Genomic DNA, 15,188 nt, shown 5'->3' with positions numbered 1-15,188 from the left:
CGGGCGGCGGTGAGCCAGTCGCGGATGGACAGGTTGGTCCGGGACGCGCCGTTCACGACCTCCATCGGGGAGAACGCGTGCACGTGCAGGCCGGGCGCGCGCCTCTTGACCTCCGCGGCGATGTCGAAGTACGCCGTGCCGGGCAGGTCCGGGTGGATGCCGCCCTGCATGCAGACCTCGGTGGCGCCCACGGCCCACGCCTCCTCGGCGCGCCGGCCCACCTGGTCGAGGGAGAGCGTGTAGGCGTCGCTGTCGGTGCGGCGTTGCGCGAACGCGCAGAAGCGACAGCCGGTGTAGCAGACGTTGGTGAAGTTGATGTTGCGGGTGACCACGTAGGTCACCTCGTCCCCCACCACGTCGGCGCGGACCGCGTCGGCCAGCGCCGCCAGGGCGTCGATCTCCGCGCCCGCCGACGCGGACAGCAGCGTCAGGGAGTCCTCATCGGACAGTCCACTCGGGTCGGACTCGGCGTGCCGAAGCGCGGTGGCGAACTCCGGCCGCACCCCCGAACCACCCGGGCCGGCCACGCGCGAGGGCATCGCGGCCACCTGCGCCCGCAGCTCCTCCCAGTCCCCGTAGACCGAGTCGAAGTCGTCGCGGCGGTCGGCGGTGCGGCCTTCCGTGTCGATGCTGGCGTGCAGGTCCGTGCGCCCCGAGCCGACCAGCGCGACCTCCGGCTCCTGCCACGGCCTGCCGACCGGCCTCGGGTCGGGCACGGCGAGGCCGGTGTCCGGGTCGGCCAGCGCGGCGACGTGGCCGGTGACCCGCGGGTCCAGCCACGGCTCGCCGCGCCGGACGTACTCGGGGTAGATCGGCAGCCGCTCGGCCAGCCGGAACCCGGCCGCCTCGGTGCGCGCGGCGAGCTCGTCGAGCTGCGGCCACGGGCGCTCGGGGTTGACGTGGTCGATGGTGAGCGGCGAGACCCCGCCCCAGTCGTCGATGCCGGCCCGCAGGAGCAGCTCGTACTCGCCGCCGATGAGGTTGGGCGGGGCCTGGATGCGCATCTTGGGCCCGAGCACGAGCCGCGCGACCGCGACGGTGGCGGCCAGCTCCTGGGCCTCGACGTCGGCCATGCCGGCCATCGCGGTGTCCGGCTTCGCGCGGAAGTTCTGGACGATGACTTCCTGGATGCCGCCGTACTGCCGGGCCACCTTGCGGATGGCGAACAGCGAGTCGACCCGCTCCTCGAGCGTCTCGCCGATGCCGATGAGGATGCCGGTGGTGAACGGGACGTTGCTGCGGCCGGCGTCCTCGAGCACCCGCAGCCGAACCGCGGGCTCCTTGTCGGGCGAGCCGTAGTGCGCGCCGCCCTTCGCCGACCAGAGCCGGGTGGCGGTGGTCTCGAGCATCATGCCCATGGACGCCGAGACGGGCTTGAGGCGCTGGAAGTCCGTCCAGCTCAGGACGCCCGGGTTGAGATGCGGCAGGACGCCGGTCTCCTCGAGGACCTTGATCGACATCGCCCGGACGTAGGACAGCGTGTCCGGGTAGCCGGCCTCCTCGAGCCACTCCTGGGCGGCGGTCCAGCGCGCCTCCGGCCGGTCGCCGAGGGTGAAGAGGACCTCGGTGCAACCCAGCTCGGCACCGCGGCGGACCACGTCGAGGACCTCGTCGGGGCTCATGAACGCCGCCGGCACACGCCCCGGCACGGTGGCGAAGGTGCAGTAGTGGCAACGGTCCCGGCACAGCTTGGTGAGCGGGACGAAGACGCTGCGCGAGTGGGTGACGACACCCGGGCGGCCGATGCTCTCGAGCCCGGCGTCACGCACCCGCGAGGCCGCCTCGAGCAGCCGGTCCATCTGCTCGCCGCGGGCGTGGAGCAGGGTCTCGGCCTCGGTTCGGTCGAGGGCCACGCCGTCCCGTGCGCGCCGCAACGCTCGCCGGACAGCGGACTCGCTGGGTACGAAACCCTCGGTCACGGACACTCCTCAAAGCTAGCCCCGATGGCCGGCCGCCGGCAGGTGATGGTCATCGCTCATCGACAACCCCGCTCCGCTCCCGATCATTCCGCCGATCGTTCCGCACAGCGGTGCCGATCGGCTCGACGCTGACCGGTTCGGTGTTGAGGAGGACGCGGGTCGCGCCGCAGCCGCAGCCGCAGCGTTGGTAGCGGACCCAGCCGTCGCTGGTGACGTGGCTGGAGGTGGTCTCCCAGCGGTGTGAGGCGTTCATGCGACCAGTCTGCTGTAATGGTCCTATGCGGCTGAACCCTTACGGCGAAGAACCTGTCCGGCTCGCCGTGGGGCTCGTCACCGAGCCACCGCGCGACGCCGAGGAGCTGGCCCGCCGCTGCGTCGGCGCCGGCCTCGTCGTCGAGCGGCCGGCCGGGGCGGCGGACCTGCGCGAGGTCGAGGCGTTCCTCGACCGGTGGCTCACGGTCGTCGACGCCGACACGCCGCGGGCACGCGCCGAGCGGCTCAACGAGCTGCTCGCCGGGTCCTCGGCGTATCCACGACTCACCGACCACACCGGCACCGGCTGGCACATCCACTACCGCGACACGAACCTGAGCCTCCCCGGCGTGGTCCGCGCGCTGATCAGCGTCGGCACCGCGCTGCACCTCACCACCCGCGGCATGGACCGCCTCCGCCGCTGCGCGCTCACCGAGTGCGGCCGCCCGTTCGGCGACTTCACCCGCGGCGGCCGGCAGCGCTACTGCTCCCCCACCTGTGCCAACCGCGATGCCGTGCGCCGCCACCGGGCCAAGGTCACGCGGACCGGCTGACCGCGAGGCGCTGGAAGATGGGCACCGGGAACCAGCCGGTGCGCACGATCGCCCGCCCCTGCGCGCGGTCGGGCATCGCCTCGCGCGCCGCGTCGCGGAACGGCGTCGCGGGCATCGCGCGGGCGTCGTAGACCCACAGGCGGCCGTCGGGCCGCAGCACCCTGGCCAGCTCCGCGACCACCGGCGACACGTGCGCCCAGTGGTGGTAGCTCACCGTGGAGACGACCAGGTCGAACGTGCCGTCGGGGAACGGCAGGTCGGCGAGGTCCCCGCACAGGAAGCGCGTCCGGTCGGCGAGCCCGGCCCGCGCGGCCCGGTCGACCGCCACCTCGATCGCCCCCGCGGCGAGGTCGACGCCGTGCACGGTCGCGTCCGGCCTGGCCCGCGCGATGTCCATGGCGAGCCGACCCGGGCCGCACCCGGCGTCGAGGAGTACCGCTCCCGGCCGCGGCTCGGCGAGCACGACGTCGTCGACCACCCGCCGGTACAGACCGCCGGCGAGCCTCCTGGCGAACGCGTCGTAGAACCGGCCGTGCTCGAAGAGCCGCTGTGAGCCGCGCATGACATGCATGGGAGTCCTCCTGTGAGAAAGTTGTGCCGAGCAACTGTTATAGATGCTAGCGACAACAGTTGTATCCGACAACCATGGAGGCGACGTGCACGGCCGGCTCGACGGGCTGCTCTACCAGGTGGTGCAGCTGGTCGGCCTGCGCACCGAATGGCCGTTCGGCGACGTCAACCTGTCGCTCGCCGAGTGCGTGATGCTGTTCGAGCTCGCCGACCGCGGTGAGCTCGCCCAGCAGGAGATCGCCGACGCGCTGCGGGTGGACAAGAGCCGGGCCAGCCGCCTCGGCTCGGTCATGGAGGAACGCGGCTGGATCGAGCGGGTCCGCGACCCGGCCAACCGGCGCGTCTACCGGATCCGCCTCACCCCCGACGGCGAGCGGGTCGCCGAGCGGGCCGCCGGCATCATGCACGAGCGGCACGCCGCGGTCTTCGACGCGCTGACCGACGAGGAACGCGCCGCGCTGCTCACCGGGCTCACCGGGCTCACCCGCGTGCTCCGGGAGCACCCGTTCGGTGGCTGACCGTGCCGCTGACGGAGTCGCTGACTCTGCCGCTGACACTGCCGCTGACGTACGCCTCCTGGCGTAGTCGAGAAGCCGTCGAGGCGCCGACGACATCCGCCCCCGACCGGGCCAGTCTTGAGGTCAGGAGGTGGGCGTCATGAAGACCGTGATGCGTGCGATGGGCCGCTCGCTGCGACGCAGCTGGGACGAGGGCACCCGGATCGAGCGGGCTGCGTTCGTCATCGGCGTGGTGCTGTTCCTGAGCGGGCTCGTGCACCTGGTCGTCCTGACGATCTCCGGCGGGCCGTGGACCGGGCCGGTGTCGCTGCGCAAGGCCGCGACGTTCGGGCTGTCGTTCGGGCTCACCCTGGCCACGGTCGCGTGGGTCACCCACCTCATCCAGCTCGGCGGGTTCACGGTCGCCTGCGTCGTCGAGACGACGCTGGTGTCGACGCAGGCCTGGCGCGGTGTGCCGTCGCACTTCAACTTCGAGACGCCGTTCGACTCGGCCGTCGCCGGCACCCTGGCGTTCGGCGGCATGGCCATCGTCGTGCTCACGCTCGGCTTCACGCTGTCCGCGTTCCGGAAGGTCGGGAAGAACTCGCCGAGCATGCGGCTCGCGATGCGGTTCGGGTTCGTCACGCTCATGGTCGCGCTGGGGGTCGGCGCCGCGATGATCGCCGTCGGGGTCACGTCGTCGCAGACCAACCCCGAGGTCGCCTACACCACCGCCGGGTTCCTCAAGCCCGCGCACGCGGTGACGATGCACGCGATCCTGGTCATCCCGGGGCTGGCCTGGCTGCTGACGTTCACCACGTGGCCGGAGCGCACCCGGATGCGGGTCGTCCAGCTCGGCGCGGGCGGCTACCTGCTGCTCAGCGCGGTCGTCCTGGTCGAGGCCATCACCAAGGTGCCGCCGCTGTCCGCCCCGCTGGCGCCGACGTTGCTGTCCCTCGCCGGGCTCGTGACACTGGCGACGGCCGGGGGCATCGCGATCTACGGCGCGCTTTACCGGCGCCCGGCGCCGGCCGAGCACGAGGAACTGGCCGAACACTCGCGGTCGTTCACCGACGTCGGTGCATGAGTCACCTAACCTGAGGGGATGCCCGCCAGAAAGTCGAAGACCGGCCGGACCCAGCAGGAGCGCAGCGCCGCCATGCGCGGACGGCTGCTCGACGCCACCGTGGACTGCCTGGTGCGGTACGGCTACGCGGGCACCACGACCACCCGGGTCACCGAGCTGGCAGGCGTCACCCGCGGCGCCCAGGTGCACCACTTCCCCACCCGCGCCGACCTGGTCGCCGCGGCGGTGCGGCACCTCGCGACCAAGCGGGCGGAGCTGGCCTTCGAGAAGATCGACGCGGTGCGCCGGGCGCCGGACCCGCTCGACGCGGCGCTGGACCTGATGTGGGAGGTCCACCAGGGCCCGATCCTGTACGCGACGATCGAGATGTGGGTGGCCGCGCGGACCGACCTCGAGCTGCGCGAGCAGCTCACCGCGGTGGAGCCGCAGGCGCGGGGTGCGCTGCTGGAGTTCGCCACGGAGGCGTTCGGCGAGTACGCGGACAACGCGCGGTTCCGGCACGTCATGTACACCGCGCTGGACACCGTGCGCGGCATCCTCCTCCTTGGACTGTCCAATCCGGACACGGCGGAGCTGGACGCCAGGTGGAAGCGCGCGAAGGCCGACCTGCGGGTGCTGATCGACGCGGTACTGGTCGAGACCGTGCCGGCTCAGCCGCCGGAGCGCATCAGCGGCGCGAGGTAGGCGCCGGCGAACGTCCGCACCGCATCGTCCGTGTCGAGTGGTATCGCGCTCTCCGGCATCAGCGTGAACGAGATCGCCAGCCGCACGAACACCTCCGCGACGCCCTGCGGGGTCCGGTCGTCGGACGGTGCGGGCTCGCCCGGGGCCTGGCTCACCAGGAAGTCCCGGGCCGCGGCCACCACCAGGCCGCCGTTGGTGGTCAGGTACGGCAGCAACGCCTCCGGGTCGGAGGCCAGCAGCCGGTTGAGCAGCCGGTCCGCCCTGGCCTGGCGCACGCCGACGACGAACCCCTCGACCAGGCGCTCCTCCGCGGTGTCGAGCCCCGCGACCGCCTCGGCGATGCAGCCGAAGAACCGCCGCGACTCGCGGGCCAGCACGGCCTGCACGAGCGCGTCCTTTCCGTCGAAGCGCCGGTAGAGCGTGGCGCGCGAGACCCCCGCGCGCCGGGCCACGACGTCGACGTTGGTGCGCCGCAGCCCGTAGCCGAGGAACTCCTCGAGCGCGGCGTCCACAATGGACTCTCCAACCGCGTCCGTGTCGGGTGCGGCCAGGACCAGCTCGAGCAAGCTCATCCGAGCGGCCCGACGCCGGCCCGCGCGTAGCCACGCCGGGCGCGGCCGGTGTAGCGGAACCGGGCCGGCACCAAGGGCCAGACGGTGCGCACCGCGCGCCGGAACTGCTGGTGCCGGCGCTCGTCGCGTACCGTCCACCGCTCGCCGATCTGCTCGCGGACCGGCTCCGGCAGGGTGCCGACCGACAGCCACCACAGCGGCTTCGCGGTCGGCCTGCGCAGCAGCCGGTACAGCGGCGCGGGTACCAGCGGGAACGTCGCGGGTGGCTCCTTGGCGAACTCGATCAGCCCGCGCGCGGCCGGCGTGATCACCAGCTCCTCGCGGCACATCCGGTCGAAGTAGGCCTGGAAGCTCGCCCAGTCCGGCGGCACGACCCGGTCGCTCACCCCGTAGGCCCGGTACGCCGCGCAGCCCTCGGCGTAGAGCTGCTCCTTCTCCGCGTCGCTCATCGGGTGGTCGAACAGGTCGATCATCTGGAACAGCGCGTCGAAGATCGTGGCGTGCGCCCAGAAGTAGACCTCCGGGTCGAGCGCGTGGTACCGCCTGCCCTGACCGTCAGCGCCTGTGTAGCTGCCCTTGATGTGCGTGTGGAAGTCGCGGATCTTGCGCGCGGTGCGCCCGCCGTGCGGCCAGTCGAAGGTGACACCCTGGATCTCGGGCACCGAGCGCAGCACCCGCTCCCACGGCTCGGTGAAGAAGTCGGAGTGCTGCTCGACCCCCGCGCCGAGGCCGGGATGCATGAGCTGCAGCAGGCCCGCCTTGACCAGCAGCAGGTAGCCGCGCACCTCGCCGGCCCACCGCCAGTGCAGCGAGCCCGGCCCGGGCGGCTCGATCTCCGCCTCGACCCGTGTCACCTCAGCCGTCACGACCGTCACCCCGCATGAGTCGATGAGACATTCGTGAATCTTTGTATCAGCGACACGACCCGGAGTCGATAGTAGCCTTGGACATAATGTCCATGTACAGTATTGGTGTGGGACCGACCGAGCCGACTACGGGCTTCCTCATCTGGCGCCTGTCCACCAGGTGGCGCGCCGACGTCGACCGCGCCCTCGCGCCGCTCGGGCTGACCCACGCGCAGTTCTCCGTACTGGCCGCGCTCTCCGGGCTCGCGAGGTCCGGTCAGCGACCCAACCAGCGGCAGCTCGCCGACTTCACCGGCCTCGAGCCGCTCTACGTGTCGAAGCTGGCCAGGGCGCTGGAGTCGGCCGGGCTCGTCGAGCGACCGGCCGACCCGGCCGACCCGCGAGCGGTGCGGCTGGTTCTCACCGACCGCGGCCGGGCGGTCGTCGCCGAGGCGGTGGACATCGTGCACGCCCGGCATGCCGAGCTCACCGCGGCGATCGGCGGCCCCGACGGGACCCTCGGGCACGCGCTGCGCGCCACCCTTCATTCCTTGCTGGACAGCGAGCCCGACGAGAGCGAGCAGACCATGACCCGACCCCGCGTCTTCAACGGGCAGGACATCAACGTGGCCGCGGCCGCGACCAGAGGCATCCTCGACACCCTGCTCACCGAGGCCGACCTCAGCTTCGAGCAGTTCATCGCGCTCCGGGCGATGGCCGCCGAGCCGGCGGGCCGGGAGGCCATCGGCGCGCGGGCATCCGGCCCGGCCGCCGACCAGGCGTCCGTGCTGCGCGCCATCACCGCGCTCGAAGCGGCCGGGCTGGCCACGGGGTCGGCGGACCGGGTGGAGCCGACCGAACGTGGCCGGCAGCTCGTCGAGCGGGTCGCCGCGGCCTCGCTCCGCGTCGGCGACCAGCTGTTCGAGGGCATCCCCGCCGACGACCAGGTCGTCGCCAAGCGGGTGCTCGACCTGATCACCGAGCGGGCGCGGGCCCTGCGGGCGGAGCTGTCCGGTCAGGCGCTGTAGTCGTAGAACCCGCGACTGCTCTTCTTGCCGAGCAGGCCCGCGTCGACCATGCGCAGCAGCAACGGCGGCGGCGAGAACAGCGGCTCCTTGAACTCGGCGTACATCGACTCGGCGATGGCCTTGGTGGTGTCCAGCCCGATCAGGTCGGTGAGCGCGAGCGGGCCCATCGGGTGCGCGCAGCCCTGCACCATGCCGGTGTCGATGTCCTCCGCCGACGCGAAGCCCGACTCGAGCATCCGGATCGCGGACAGCAGGTAGGGCACGAGGAGCGCGTTGACGACGAACCCGGCGCGGTCCTGGGAGAGGATGACCTCCTTGCCCAACACGGTTTCCACAAAGGACTCCGCCTGCTCCTTCGTGGACTCACCGGTGAGCAGCGACGGCACCAGCTCGACCAGCTTGAGCACCGGCACGGGGTTGAAGAAGTGGATGCCGATCACCTGCTGCGGCCGCGAGGTCGCCATGCCGAGCTTCATGATCGGGATCGAGGAGGTGTTCGACGCGAAGATCGCCTCCCGGTCGGTGACCACCTTGTCCAGCGAGGTGAACACGTCGGTCTTGATCTGCTCGTTCTCCGCGACCGCCTCGACCACGAGGCGGCGGTCGGCGAACTCGCCGAGGTCGGTCGAGAACCGCAGCCGGCCCAGCGCCGCGTCCCGGCCGGCCTCGTCGAGCTTGCCGTTGCGCACCGCCCTGGCCAGCGACTTCTCCACCCGCGCCCGGCCGGCGTCGAGCGCGTCCTGGCTCACCTCGCTGACGATCACGTCGAGCCCGGCGCGGGCGCACACCTCCGCGATGCCCGACCCCATCAGTCCACAGCCGACGACCCCAACCCGATCGATACCCACGAATCCTCCGTAACCGTCAGACGTTGCGCCGGTACTGACCGCCGACCTCGAAGAAGGTCTCGGTGATCTGACCGAGCGTGCACACCCTAGCGGCGTCCATGAGCACGCCGAAGACATTCTCGTCGTTCGCGACCGAGTCCCGCAGCCGCCGAAGGGCGGCCTGGGCGTCGGACCGGTGCTTGTCCTGGAAGGCGCGGGTGCGCTCGACCTGGGAGCGCTTCTCCTCCTCGGTGGCCCTGGCCAGCTCGATCGTCGGCAGCTCCTCGGCGTTGTCCTTGCTCGGCAGGAACGTGTTCACGCCGATCAGCGGCAGCGAGCCGTCGTGCTTGCGCTGCTCGTAGAGCATCGACTCGTCCTGGATGCGACCACGCTGGTAGCCGGTCTCCATCGCGCCGAGCACGCCGCCCCGCTCGGACAGCCGCTCGAACTCGGCCAGCACGGCCTCCTCGACCAGGTCGGTCAGCTCGTCGATGACGAACGAGCCCTGCAGCGGGTTCTCGTTCTTCGACAGGCCCCACTCCTTGTTGATGATCAGCTGGATGGCCATCGCGCGGCGCACCGAGCTCTCCGTCGGGGTGGTGATCGCCTCGTCGTAGGCGTTGGTGTGCAACGAGTTGCAGTTGTCGTACAGCGCGCACAAGGCCTGCAGCGTGGTGCGGATGTCGTTGAAGTGCATCTCCTGCGCGTGCAGCGACCGGCCGGAGGTCTGCACGTGGTACTTGAACTTCTGCGACCGCTCGTTCGCGCCGTAGCGCTCCCGCATGGCCACCGCCCAGATCCGCCGCGCCACCCGGCCGATCACGCTGTACTCGGCGTCGAGGCCGTTGGAGAGGAAGAACGACAGGTTGGGCGCGAAGTCGTCGATGTCCATGCCGCGGGCGAGGTAGGACTCGACGTAGGTGAACCCGTTGGCGAGGGTGAAAGCCAGCTGGCTGATGGGGTTCGCCCCGGCCTCGGCGATGTGGTAGCCGGAGATCGACACCGAGTAGAAGTTGCGGACCTTGTTGGCGATGAACCATTCCTGGATGTCGGCCATCATCCGCAGGGAGAACTCGGTGGAGAAGATGCAGGTGTTCTGGCCCTGGTCCTCCTTGAGGATGTCGGCCTGCACGGTGCCGCGGACGTTGGCGAGCGCCCACGCGGCGATCTCGGCACGCTCCTCGTCGGAGGGTTGCCGGCCGTGCTCGGCGGCGAACTTCGCCGCGTTCTGGTCGATCGCGGTGTTGAGGAAGAACGCGAGGATCGTCGGGGCCGGACCGTTGATCGTCATCGAGACCGAGGTCGACGGCGCGGTGAGGTCGAACCCGTCGTAGAGCGCGTGCATGTCGTCGAGCGTCGCGATCGAGACGCCGGACGTGCCGACCTTGCCGTAGATGTCCGGCGGGGTGTCCGGGTCGTGCCCGTAGAGGGTCACCGAGTCGAACGCGGTCGACAGCCGGGTGGCCTCCGAACTCTCGGAGAGATAGCGGAAGCGGCGGTTCGTGCGGAACGCGTCGCCCTCGCCGGCGAACATGCGGGCCGGGTCCTCGCCGTCGCGCTTGAACGGGAACACGCCCGCGGTGTAGGGGAAGTAGCCCGGCAGGTTCTCCTTGCGCAGGAAGCGGACCAGCGTGCCGTCGTCGTCGAACCGCGGCAGCGCGACGCGCGGGACCTTGGTGCCGGACAGGGTCTCCCGCCACAGCTGGGTGTGCAGCTCCTTGTGGCGGACCTGCACGACGAGCTCGTCGCCGGTGTAGTCCTTGAGCTCCCGGTACCGGTCCAGGAGGTCTTCGGTGTCCCGCTCGACCCGGCGTCGCGCCTCCGTCACGAGGGCGTCGATGTCCTCTGTGGACGATCCGGCCTGGTCGAGCGCGGCGCGGGCCTCGGTGAGCGCGGACCGCTTGCGCACCGCGGCCACCTGCTCGTCGGTCGCCCCGTGGTAGTCGCGGACGGTCTCGGCGATGTCGGCGAGGTAGCGCACCCGCTGCGCCGGCACGACCGTGGCCGCCCGGGTGGACACCCGGCCGTCGACCGGCGCGAGGGTGGGCTCGCCGACCGGCAGACCGCCTTCGGCGAGCAGGTCGCGGGTGTGGTGGTAGAGCGCGGTGACGCCGTCGTCGTTGAACGTGGCCGCGCTCGTGCCGAAGACCGGCATGTCCTCCCAGGAGACACCGAACGCCTCGCGGTTGCGGACCATCTGGCGGGACACGTCCCGGCGCGCGTCCTCGGCACCCCGGCGCTCGAACTTGTTGATGGCCACGACGTCCGCGAAGTCGAGCATGTCGATCTTCTCGAGCTGGGACGCGGCGCCGAACTCGGGCGTCATCACGTACAGCGAGGTGTCGACGAACGGGACGATGGCCGCGTCGCCCTGGCCGATGCCGGGCGTCTCGACGATCACGAGGTCGTTGCCGGCCGCCTTGGCCGCGGCGATCGCGTCGGTGAGGCCCTCGGGGACCTCGGTGACCGCGCCTCGGGTGGCCATCGAGCGGAAGAACACCTGGTCACCGTCCCCGCCGGGGACGCCGGCGATGCCGCCGAGGGTGTTCATCCGGATGCGGTCGCCGAGCAGCGCGCCGCCGCCGCGCCTGCGGGTCGGGTCGACCGCGAGGACCGCGATGCGCAGCTTGTCCTGCTGGTCGAGGCGGAACCGGCGGACGAGCTCGTCGGTGAGCGAGGACTTGCCGGAGCCGCCGGTGCCGGTGATGCCGAGGACCGGCACCTGCCGCTTGCCGGCGGCGTCCCGGAACTGCTCGATCGCTGCCTCGCCGAGCCGACCGGCCTCGATCTTGGTGATGACCTGGGCGAGCGCGTCGTGCTGTCCGGCGTACAGCGCGTCGAGCGCCGGCTCGGGCCGGTCGGCGAGGTCGACGTCGCAGGCCTCGATCATCGTGTTGATCATCCGGGCGAGGCCCATCTCCTGGCCGTCGTCCGGAGAGAAGATGCGCGCCACGCCGCGGGAGTGGAGCAGCTCGATCTCCTCGTGCACGATGACGCCGCCGCCGCCGCCGAAGACCTTGACGTGGCCGGCGCCGTGCTCGTTCAGCAGCTCCACGAGGTAGCTGAAGTACTCGACGTGGCCACCCTGGTAGGCGCTGATGGCCACACCCTGGACGTCCTCCTGGATGGCGGCGCGGACGACCTCGCGGACGGAGCGGTTGTGGCCGAGGTGGATCACCTCGGCACCCTGCGACTGCAAGATGCGGCGCATGATGTTGATCGCCGCGTCGTGCCCGTCGAACAGACTGGCGGCGGTGATGAACCGAACCGGGTTCACCGGTCGGTGCAGCGCTGGGGCGTTGGCCATAATAATAGTTTGATGTCCTACTTTCCTACGTGCAACCATTGTGGCCCAGGTCTCCCCATCCCGCGGTAGTCGCGCGCCCACGACCTGCGATGATGTCGCGATGGTTCCGGAGCCCGTACGCCGAATGCTCGACGACGATCTCGCCTCCCGCTCCCTGGGCATGACGCTGGTCGATGCGGGCGAGGGCTTCGCGGTGGTCCGGATGACGATCACCGAGACGATGGTGAACGGCCATGACATCGCCCACGGCGGCTACGTGTTCCTCCTCGCCGACACGGCCTTCGCGTGCGCGTGCAACAGCCACGGCCCGGTCACCGTCGCCGCGGGGGCCGACATCACGTTCGTGGCCGCCGCCCGCCGGGGTGACGTGCTGCAGGCCCGCGCCGAGGAACGGATCGTCTTCGGACGCAGCGGCATCTGCGACGTCACGGTGCGCCGCGGCGAGGACGTGATCGCGGAGTTCCGCGGCCGCAGCCGCACCATCGGTCCCCGCACGCCCTGAACGACGCGTTGACGACGGTCATCGTCCCGAGCGACGCGTTCAGGGCATCGGCCGGTCGGCACGTGCGGCCCGTCAGCCCAGGATCCCTTCGGCGAGCACGTGCAGGCCGGCTTCCAGGCGCTTGGTCTCGCCCTGTTCCAGGAGGCGGAGGATCGGCTCGGCCTGGAGGCCCGCCAGGAGGAGGTCGGCCAGGAGCGGGGCGTCCACGTCGGGGCGTTCGGCGGCGATCAGGGTGCTGATGTGGCCGTGCCAGAACAGGTAGACCGGGTGGTCCTCGCCGTGCGCGCGGGGGGACACCGCCTGCCCGAGGGCGGCGAGCAGGCCCTTGTTGCGGCCGACCACGTCCACCACCGCGGACAGGAAGGCCAGTAGCCGCTCGCGCGGCGGGGCGCCGGGGCCGAGCGGGGGCGGGCCGCTCCCGACCGCCTCGGCGAGACCCAGGGCGCGCTCCCGCATCAGGGCGATCATCAGGCCCATCCGGTTGCCGAACCGGTGGAACACGGTCCCCTTGCCCACCCCGGCCGCGGCCGCGACCTGGTCGATCGTCACCTCGTCCGGGCGGTGACGGGTGAGCAGCTCCTCGGTCGCGAGCAGGATCGCGCGCCGGTTGCGTACGGCGTCGGCACGCTCGCGCCGCTCTCCGGGCATGGCTGACCTCCCGTGTCGTGGACAACTGGACCGGCGGTCCAGTACGGTTAAGTCGACCGTAAGTCCAGTTAGAGGGAGACTACCGTGCGCCGAGTCCGCTACCACGCATATGGCGGCCCTGAAGTCCTGCGGGTCGAGGAGGCCGAGGTGCCCGAGCCCGGTCCGGGCCAGGTTCGGCTCAGGACCGAGGTGATCGGGGCGAACTTCATCGACACCAAGTTCCGGCGGGGCCGTGGCGCGCTCTTCCAGCGTCCCCTGCCCGCGACGCTCACCGGCGACGTCGTCGGCACCGTCGAGGCCGTCGGGTCCGATGTGGACACCGCGCTCATCGGCCGGCGGGTCGCGGCGCTCACCGAGGACGCCTTCGCCGACTTCGCACTGGCCGACGCCCGGTGGCTGGCGACCGTCCCTTCCGGACTGGACGAGGGCTCGGCGACCATGCTCCCGCTGGCCGCCCCGGTCGCGCTGGGCACGCTGCGCACCGGCCGTCTCGAACCCGGCGAGACCGTGCTGGTCCACGCGGCCGCGGGCGGCATCGGCCACCTGGCCGTGCAGTTGGCGAAGCTGCTCGGCGCGGGCCGGGTGATCGCTACCGCGGGCTCGCCGGCCAAGCTGGACTTCGCCCGCGCGCAGGGTGCCGACGCCGCGGTCGACTACACCGCCGCCGACTGGCCGGACCAGGTGCGAGCGGCCGCCCCGAACGGTGTGGACGTGGTCCTCGACTCGGTCGGCGGGCAGACGATGCTCGACAGCCTGGACCTGCTGGCCCCGTACGGCCGGCTGGTGGCATACGGCGTGGCGGCCGGCGAGCTGGCCGACATCCCGCTGATGAAGCTGTACGAGCTGCGGTCGGTGGTCGGGTTCTCGCTGCTGGCGTGGCGTTCGGCGCACCCGGACGAGGCCGCCCGGACGGTCGCTGAGCTGACCGGCCACTTCGCCGCCGGCCGCCTGCGCACCACCGTCCACACGCGACTGCCCCTGACCGAGGCGGCGAAGGCGCACCAGCTGCTCGACGACCGCGCCCAGCTGGGCCGGATAATCCTGGTGCCGTAGCGGCGGTCTCGGTCGAGACTGCTTGGCCTCCGGCTCCCGGTCACCAGCCTACGGGCGGGCACCGACGAGACCCGGATGATCCCGGACTTCCCTGTGGACAACTGGCAACCGTCCCCAGCCCGGCCTGGCACCGGTCCGGAACTGTCGGTGCCAACCGGTGGAATTGACACCGGGGCCGGAAGCCGAGATCGCCGCTGGCACCCGGGGGCGGCGGTCGACGCCGAGGCGCTGGACAGCTGACCTCAGCTGAGCGCGAGGAACACCGCACCGCCGACCACCGGACCTAGCAAAGCGCCCGCGACGACCTGCGGCACCGTGTGGTCCGCCACCGCTACCCGGGACCAGCACACCAGGGCCACCAGCAGCGCGAGCAGCAGCAGCCACGGGCCGTAGAGGAAGGTGACCACCGCGACCGCGCCGGCGGCCACGGTCGCGTGGACCGAGATCTTCCACCAGCGGGTGATCAGCAGGCAGGCCATCAGGGTGATGATCATCGACCAGGCCAGGGCGACCACCGTGCGGGGTGCGCCGCCCACGAGCATGATCGCGAGACCGGCCAGCGCGGACAGCAGGCACACCAGCAGCGGCACGGTCCGGTGCGCGCGGTCGCGCACCCAGTGGCCGTCCCAGCGGCCGCGGCGGGCGCCGCGGACCACGAAGGCCATCGGCAGGACGCTGTAGAACACCGCCACCAGCAGGCCCCAGCCCACGGTCGCCGACACGGAGCCGGCCGTGGCGTGCCAGGCCACCGCCAGTGGCAGCGCCACGACCACGACCGCGGGCGACAGGGCCTCGGTCACGACTCGCGCGGCCAGCGGGCCGGTACTGTCCATGACACACGAT

The 15,188-nt window shown here is 71.6% G+C and carries 16 protein-coding genes; 7 read left to right on the top strand and 9 right to left on the bottom strand.

What is annotated here, in order from left to right:
* Window positions 1-1,919 (bottom strand): bifunctional FO biosynthesis protein CofGH (locus tag GEV28_RS21625; protein WP_291413931.1); only part of this gene is annotated, 1,919 nt, incomplete at its 3' end.
* A 49-nt stretch (window positions 1,920-1,968) separates the two neighbouring features.
* Window positions 1,969-2,172 carry a hypothetical protein gene (locus GEV28_RS21620; RefSeq protein WP_291413930.1) on the bottom strand — a complete coding sequence of 68 codons (204 nt, stop codon included), beginning with the start codon at window positions 2,170-2,172 and terminating at the stop codon, window positions 1,969-1,971.
* Between the two features lie 25 nt (window positions 2,173-2,197).
* On the opposite strand from GEV28_RS21620, the gene GEV28_RS21615 reads away from it, so the two are divergent.
* Complete coding sequence (locus GEV28_RS21615; protein WP_291413929.1) at window positions 2,198-2,725, top strand: CGNR zinc finger domain-containing protein; 528 nt, start codon at window positions 2,198-2,200, stop codon at window positions 2,723-2,725.
* Here GEV28_RS21615 and GEV28_RS21610 read toward each other — a convergent pair.
* A complete protein-coding gene (locus GEV28_RS21610) occupies window positions 2,709-3,287 on the bottom strand; it encodes a class I SAM-dependent methyltransferase (protein ID WP_291413928.1) in 579 nt (192 codons plus the stop codon). The genes GEV28_RS21615 and GEV28_RS21610 overlap by 17 nt on opposite strands.
* A gap of 94 nt (window positions 3,288-3,381) precedes the next feature.
* Between GEV28_RS21610 and GEV28_RS21605 the strand changes: the two genes are divergently transcribed.
* The 3 genes from GEV28_RS21605 to GEV28_RS21595 all read left to right on the top strand — a co-directional run bounded on the left by GEV28_RS21605 (window position 3,382) and on the right by GEV28_RS21595 (window position 5,563).
* Window positions 3,382-3,813, top strand: coding sequence for a MarR family winged helix-turn-helix transcriptional regulator (locus GEV28_RS21605; protein WP_291413927.1), 432 nt, complete (start codon window positions 3,382-3,384; stop codon window positions 3,811-3,813).
* A gap of 139 nt (window positions 3,814-3,952) precedes the next feature.
* Window positions 3,953-4,879, top strand: coding sequence for a hypothetical protein (locus tag GEV28_RS21600; RefSeq protein WP_291413926.1), 927 nt, complete (start codon window positions 3,953-3,955; stop codon window positions 4,877-4,879).
* 18 nt (window positions 4,880-4,897) lie between these two features.
* The gene (locus GEV28_RS21595) at window positions 4,898-5,563 is read left to right on the top strand and encodes a TetR/AcrR family transcriptional regulator (protein WP_291413925.1); all 666 of its coding nucleotides are present in this window, start codon (window positions 4,898-4,900) and stop codon (window positions 5,561-5,563) included.
* Here GEV28_RS21595 and GEV28_RS21590 read toward each other — a convergent pair.
* Both GEV28_RS21590 and GEV28_RS21585 read right to left on the bottom strand, forming a co-directional pair.
* The gene (locus GEV28_RS21590; RefSeq protein WP_291413924.1) at window positions 5,530-6,135 is read right to left on the bottom strand and encodes a TetR/AcrR family transcriptional regulator; all 606 of its coding nucleotides are present in this window, start codon (window positions 6,133-6,135) and stop codon (window positions 5,530-5,532) included. The genes GEV28_RS21595 and GEV28_RS21590 overlap by 34 nt on opposite strands.
* Window positions 6,132-7,001, bottom strand: coding sequence for an oxygenase MpaB family protein (locus GEV28_RS21585; protein ID WP_291413923.1), 870 nt, complete (start codon window positions 6,999-7,001; stop codon window positions 6,132-6,134). The genes GEV28_RS21590 and GEV28_RS21585 overlap by 4 nt, the downstream gene beginning before the upstream one ends.
* A 107-nt stretch (window positions 7,002-7,108) precedes the next feature.
* Between GEV28_RS21585 and GEV28_RS21580 the strand changes: the two genes are divergently transcribed.
* Entirely contained in the window at window positions 7,109-8,008 is a 900-nt protein-coding gene (locus GEV28_RS21580; protein ID WP_291413922.1) for a MarR family transcriptional regulator, read from the top strand.
* On the opposite strand, the gene GEV28_RS21575 is transcribed toward GEV28_RS21580, so the two are convergent.
* Both GEV28_RS21575 and icmF read right to left on the bottom strand, forming a co-directional pair.
* Window positions 7,996-8,856 (bottom strand): 3-hydroxybutyryl-CoA dehydrogenase, encoded by an 861-nt coding sequence (locus tag GEV28_RS21575; RefSeq protein WP_291413921.1) that lies wholly within the window; start codon window positions 8,854-8,856, stop codon window positions 7,996-7,998. The two genes, GEV28_RS21580 and GEV28_RS21575, sit on opposite strands and share 13 nt — an antisense overlap.
* Before the next feature lie 16 nt (window positions 8,857-8,872).
* On the bottom strand, window positions 8,873-12,142 hold the full coding sequence (gene icmF, locus GEV28_RS21570; RefSeq protein ID WP_291413920.1) for a fused isobutyryl-CoA mutase/GTPase IcmF: 3,270 nt from the start codon (window positions 12,140-12,142) through the stop codon (window positions 8,873-8,875).
* Window positions 12,143-12,266: 124 nt separating this feature from the next.
* Here icmF and paaI point away from each other — a divergent pair, with 124 nt between their 5' ends.
* Window positions 12,267-12,644, top strand: coding sequence for a hydroxyphenylacetyl-CoA thioesterase PaaI (paaI, locus tag GEV28_RS21565; protein WP_291413933.1), 378 nt, complete (start codon window positions 12,267-12,269; stop codon window positions 12,642-12,644).
* A gap of 72 nt (window positions 12,645-12,716) precedes the next feature.
* Here the strand turns inward: paaI and GEV28_RS21560 are convergent, their stop codons facing one another.
* Window positions 12,717-13,292 carry a TetR/AcrR family transcriptional regulator gene (locus GEV28_RS21560; protein WP_291413919.1) on the bottom strand — a complete coding sequence of 192 codons (576 nt, stop codon included), beginning with the start codon at window positions 13,290-13,292 and terminating at the stop codon, window positions 12,717-12,719.
* An 84-nt stretch (window positions 13,293-13,376) separates the two neighbouring features.
* Here GEV28_RS21560 and GEV28_RS21555 point away from each other — a divergent pair, with 84 nt between their 5' ends.
* A complete protein-coding gene (locus tag GEV28_RS21555; protein ID WP_291413918.1) occupies window positions 13,377-14,345 on the top strand; it encodes a zinc-binding dehydrogenase in 969 nt (322 codons plus the stop codon).
* Window positions 14,346-14,587: 242 nt separating this feature from the next.
* Here GEV28_RS21555 and GEV28_RS21550 read toward each other — a convergent pair whose 3' ends face one another.
* Window positions 14,588-15,178, bottom strand: a complete 591-nt coding sequence (locus tag GEV28_RS21550) for a hypothetical protein (RefSeq protein ID WP_291413917.1) — start codon at window positions 15,176-15,178, stop codon at window positions 14,588-14,590.
* Window positions 15,179-15,188 lie beyond the last annotated feature (10 nt).

Source organism: Actinophytocola sp. (assembly GCF_009379765.1).
Lineage (GTDB): Bacteria > Actinomycetota > Actinomycetes > Mycobacteriales > Pseudonocardiaceae > Actinophytocola.
This window is presented reverse-complemented; position numbering and strand designations above follow the sequence as displayed.

Excerpts from the sequence above, each read along its gene's own strand:
- GEV28_RS21560 (WP_291413919.1), bottom strand. The coding sequence starts at position 13,292 with ATGCCCGGAGAGCGGCGCGAGCGTGCCGACGCCGTACGCAACCGGCGC.
- GEV28_RS21550 (WP_291413917.1), bottom strand. The coding sequence starts at position 15,178 with ATGGACAGTACCGGCCCGCTGGCCGCGCGAGTCGTGACCGAGGCCCTG.
- icmF (WP_291413920.1), bottom strand. The coding sequence starts at position 12,142 with ATGGCCAACGCCCCAGCGCTGCACCGACCGGTGAACCCGGTTCGGTTC.
- paaI (WP_291413933.1), top strand. The coding sequence starts at position 12,267 with ATGCTCGACGACGATCTCGCCTCCCGCTCCCTGGGCATGACGCTGGTC.
- GEV28_RS21595 (WP_291413925.1), top strand. The coding sequence starts at position 4,898 with ATGCCCGCCAGAAAGTCGAAGACCGGCCGGACCCAGCAGGAGCGCAGC.
- GEV28_RS21590 (WP_291413924.1), bottom strand. The coding sequence starts at position 6,135 with ATGAGCTTGCTCGAGCTGGTCCTGGCCGCACCCGACACGGACGCGGTT.
- GEV28_RS21620 (WP_291413930.1), bottom strand. The coding sequence starts at position 2,172 with ATGAACGCCTCACACCGCTGGGAGACCACCTCCAGCCACGTCACCAGC.
- GEV28_RS21610 (WP_291413928.1), bottom strand. The coding sequence starts at position 3,287 with ATGCGCGGCTCACAGCGGCTCTTCGAGCACGGCCGGTTCTACGACGCG.
- GEV28_RS21615 (WP_291413929.1), top strand. The coding sequence starts at position 2,198 with ATGCGGCTGAACCCTTACGGCGAAGAACCTGTCCGGCTCGCCGTGGGG.
- GEV28_RS21600 (WP_291413926.1), top strand. The coding sequence starts at position 3,953 with ATGAAGACCGTGATGCGTGCGATGGGCCGCTCGCTGCGACGCAGCTGG.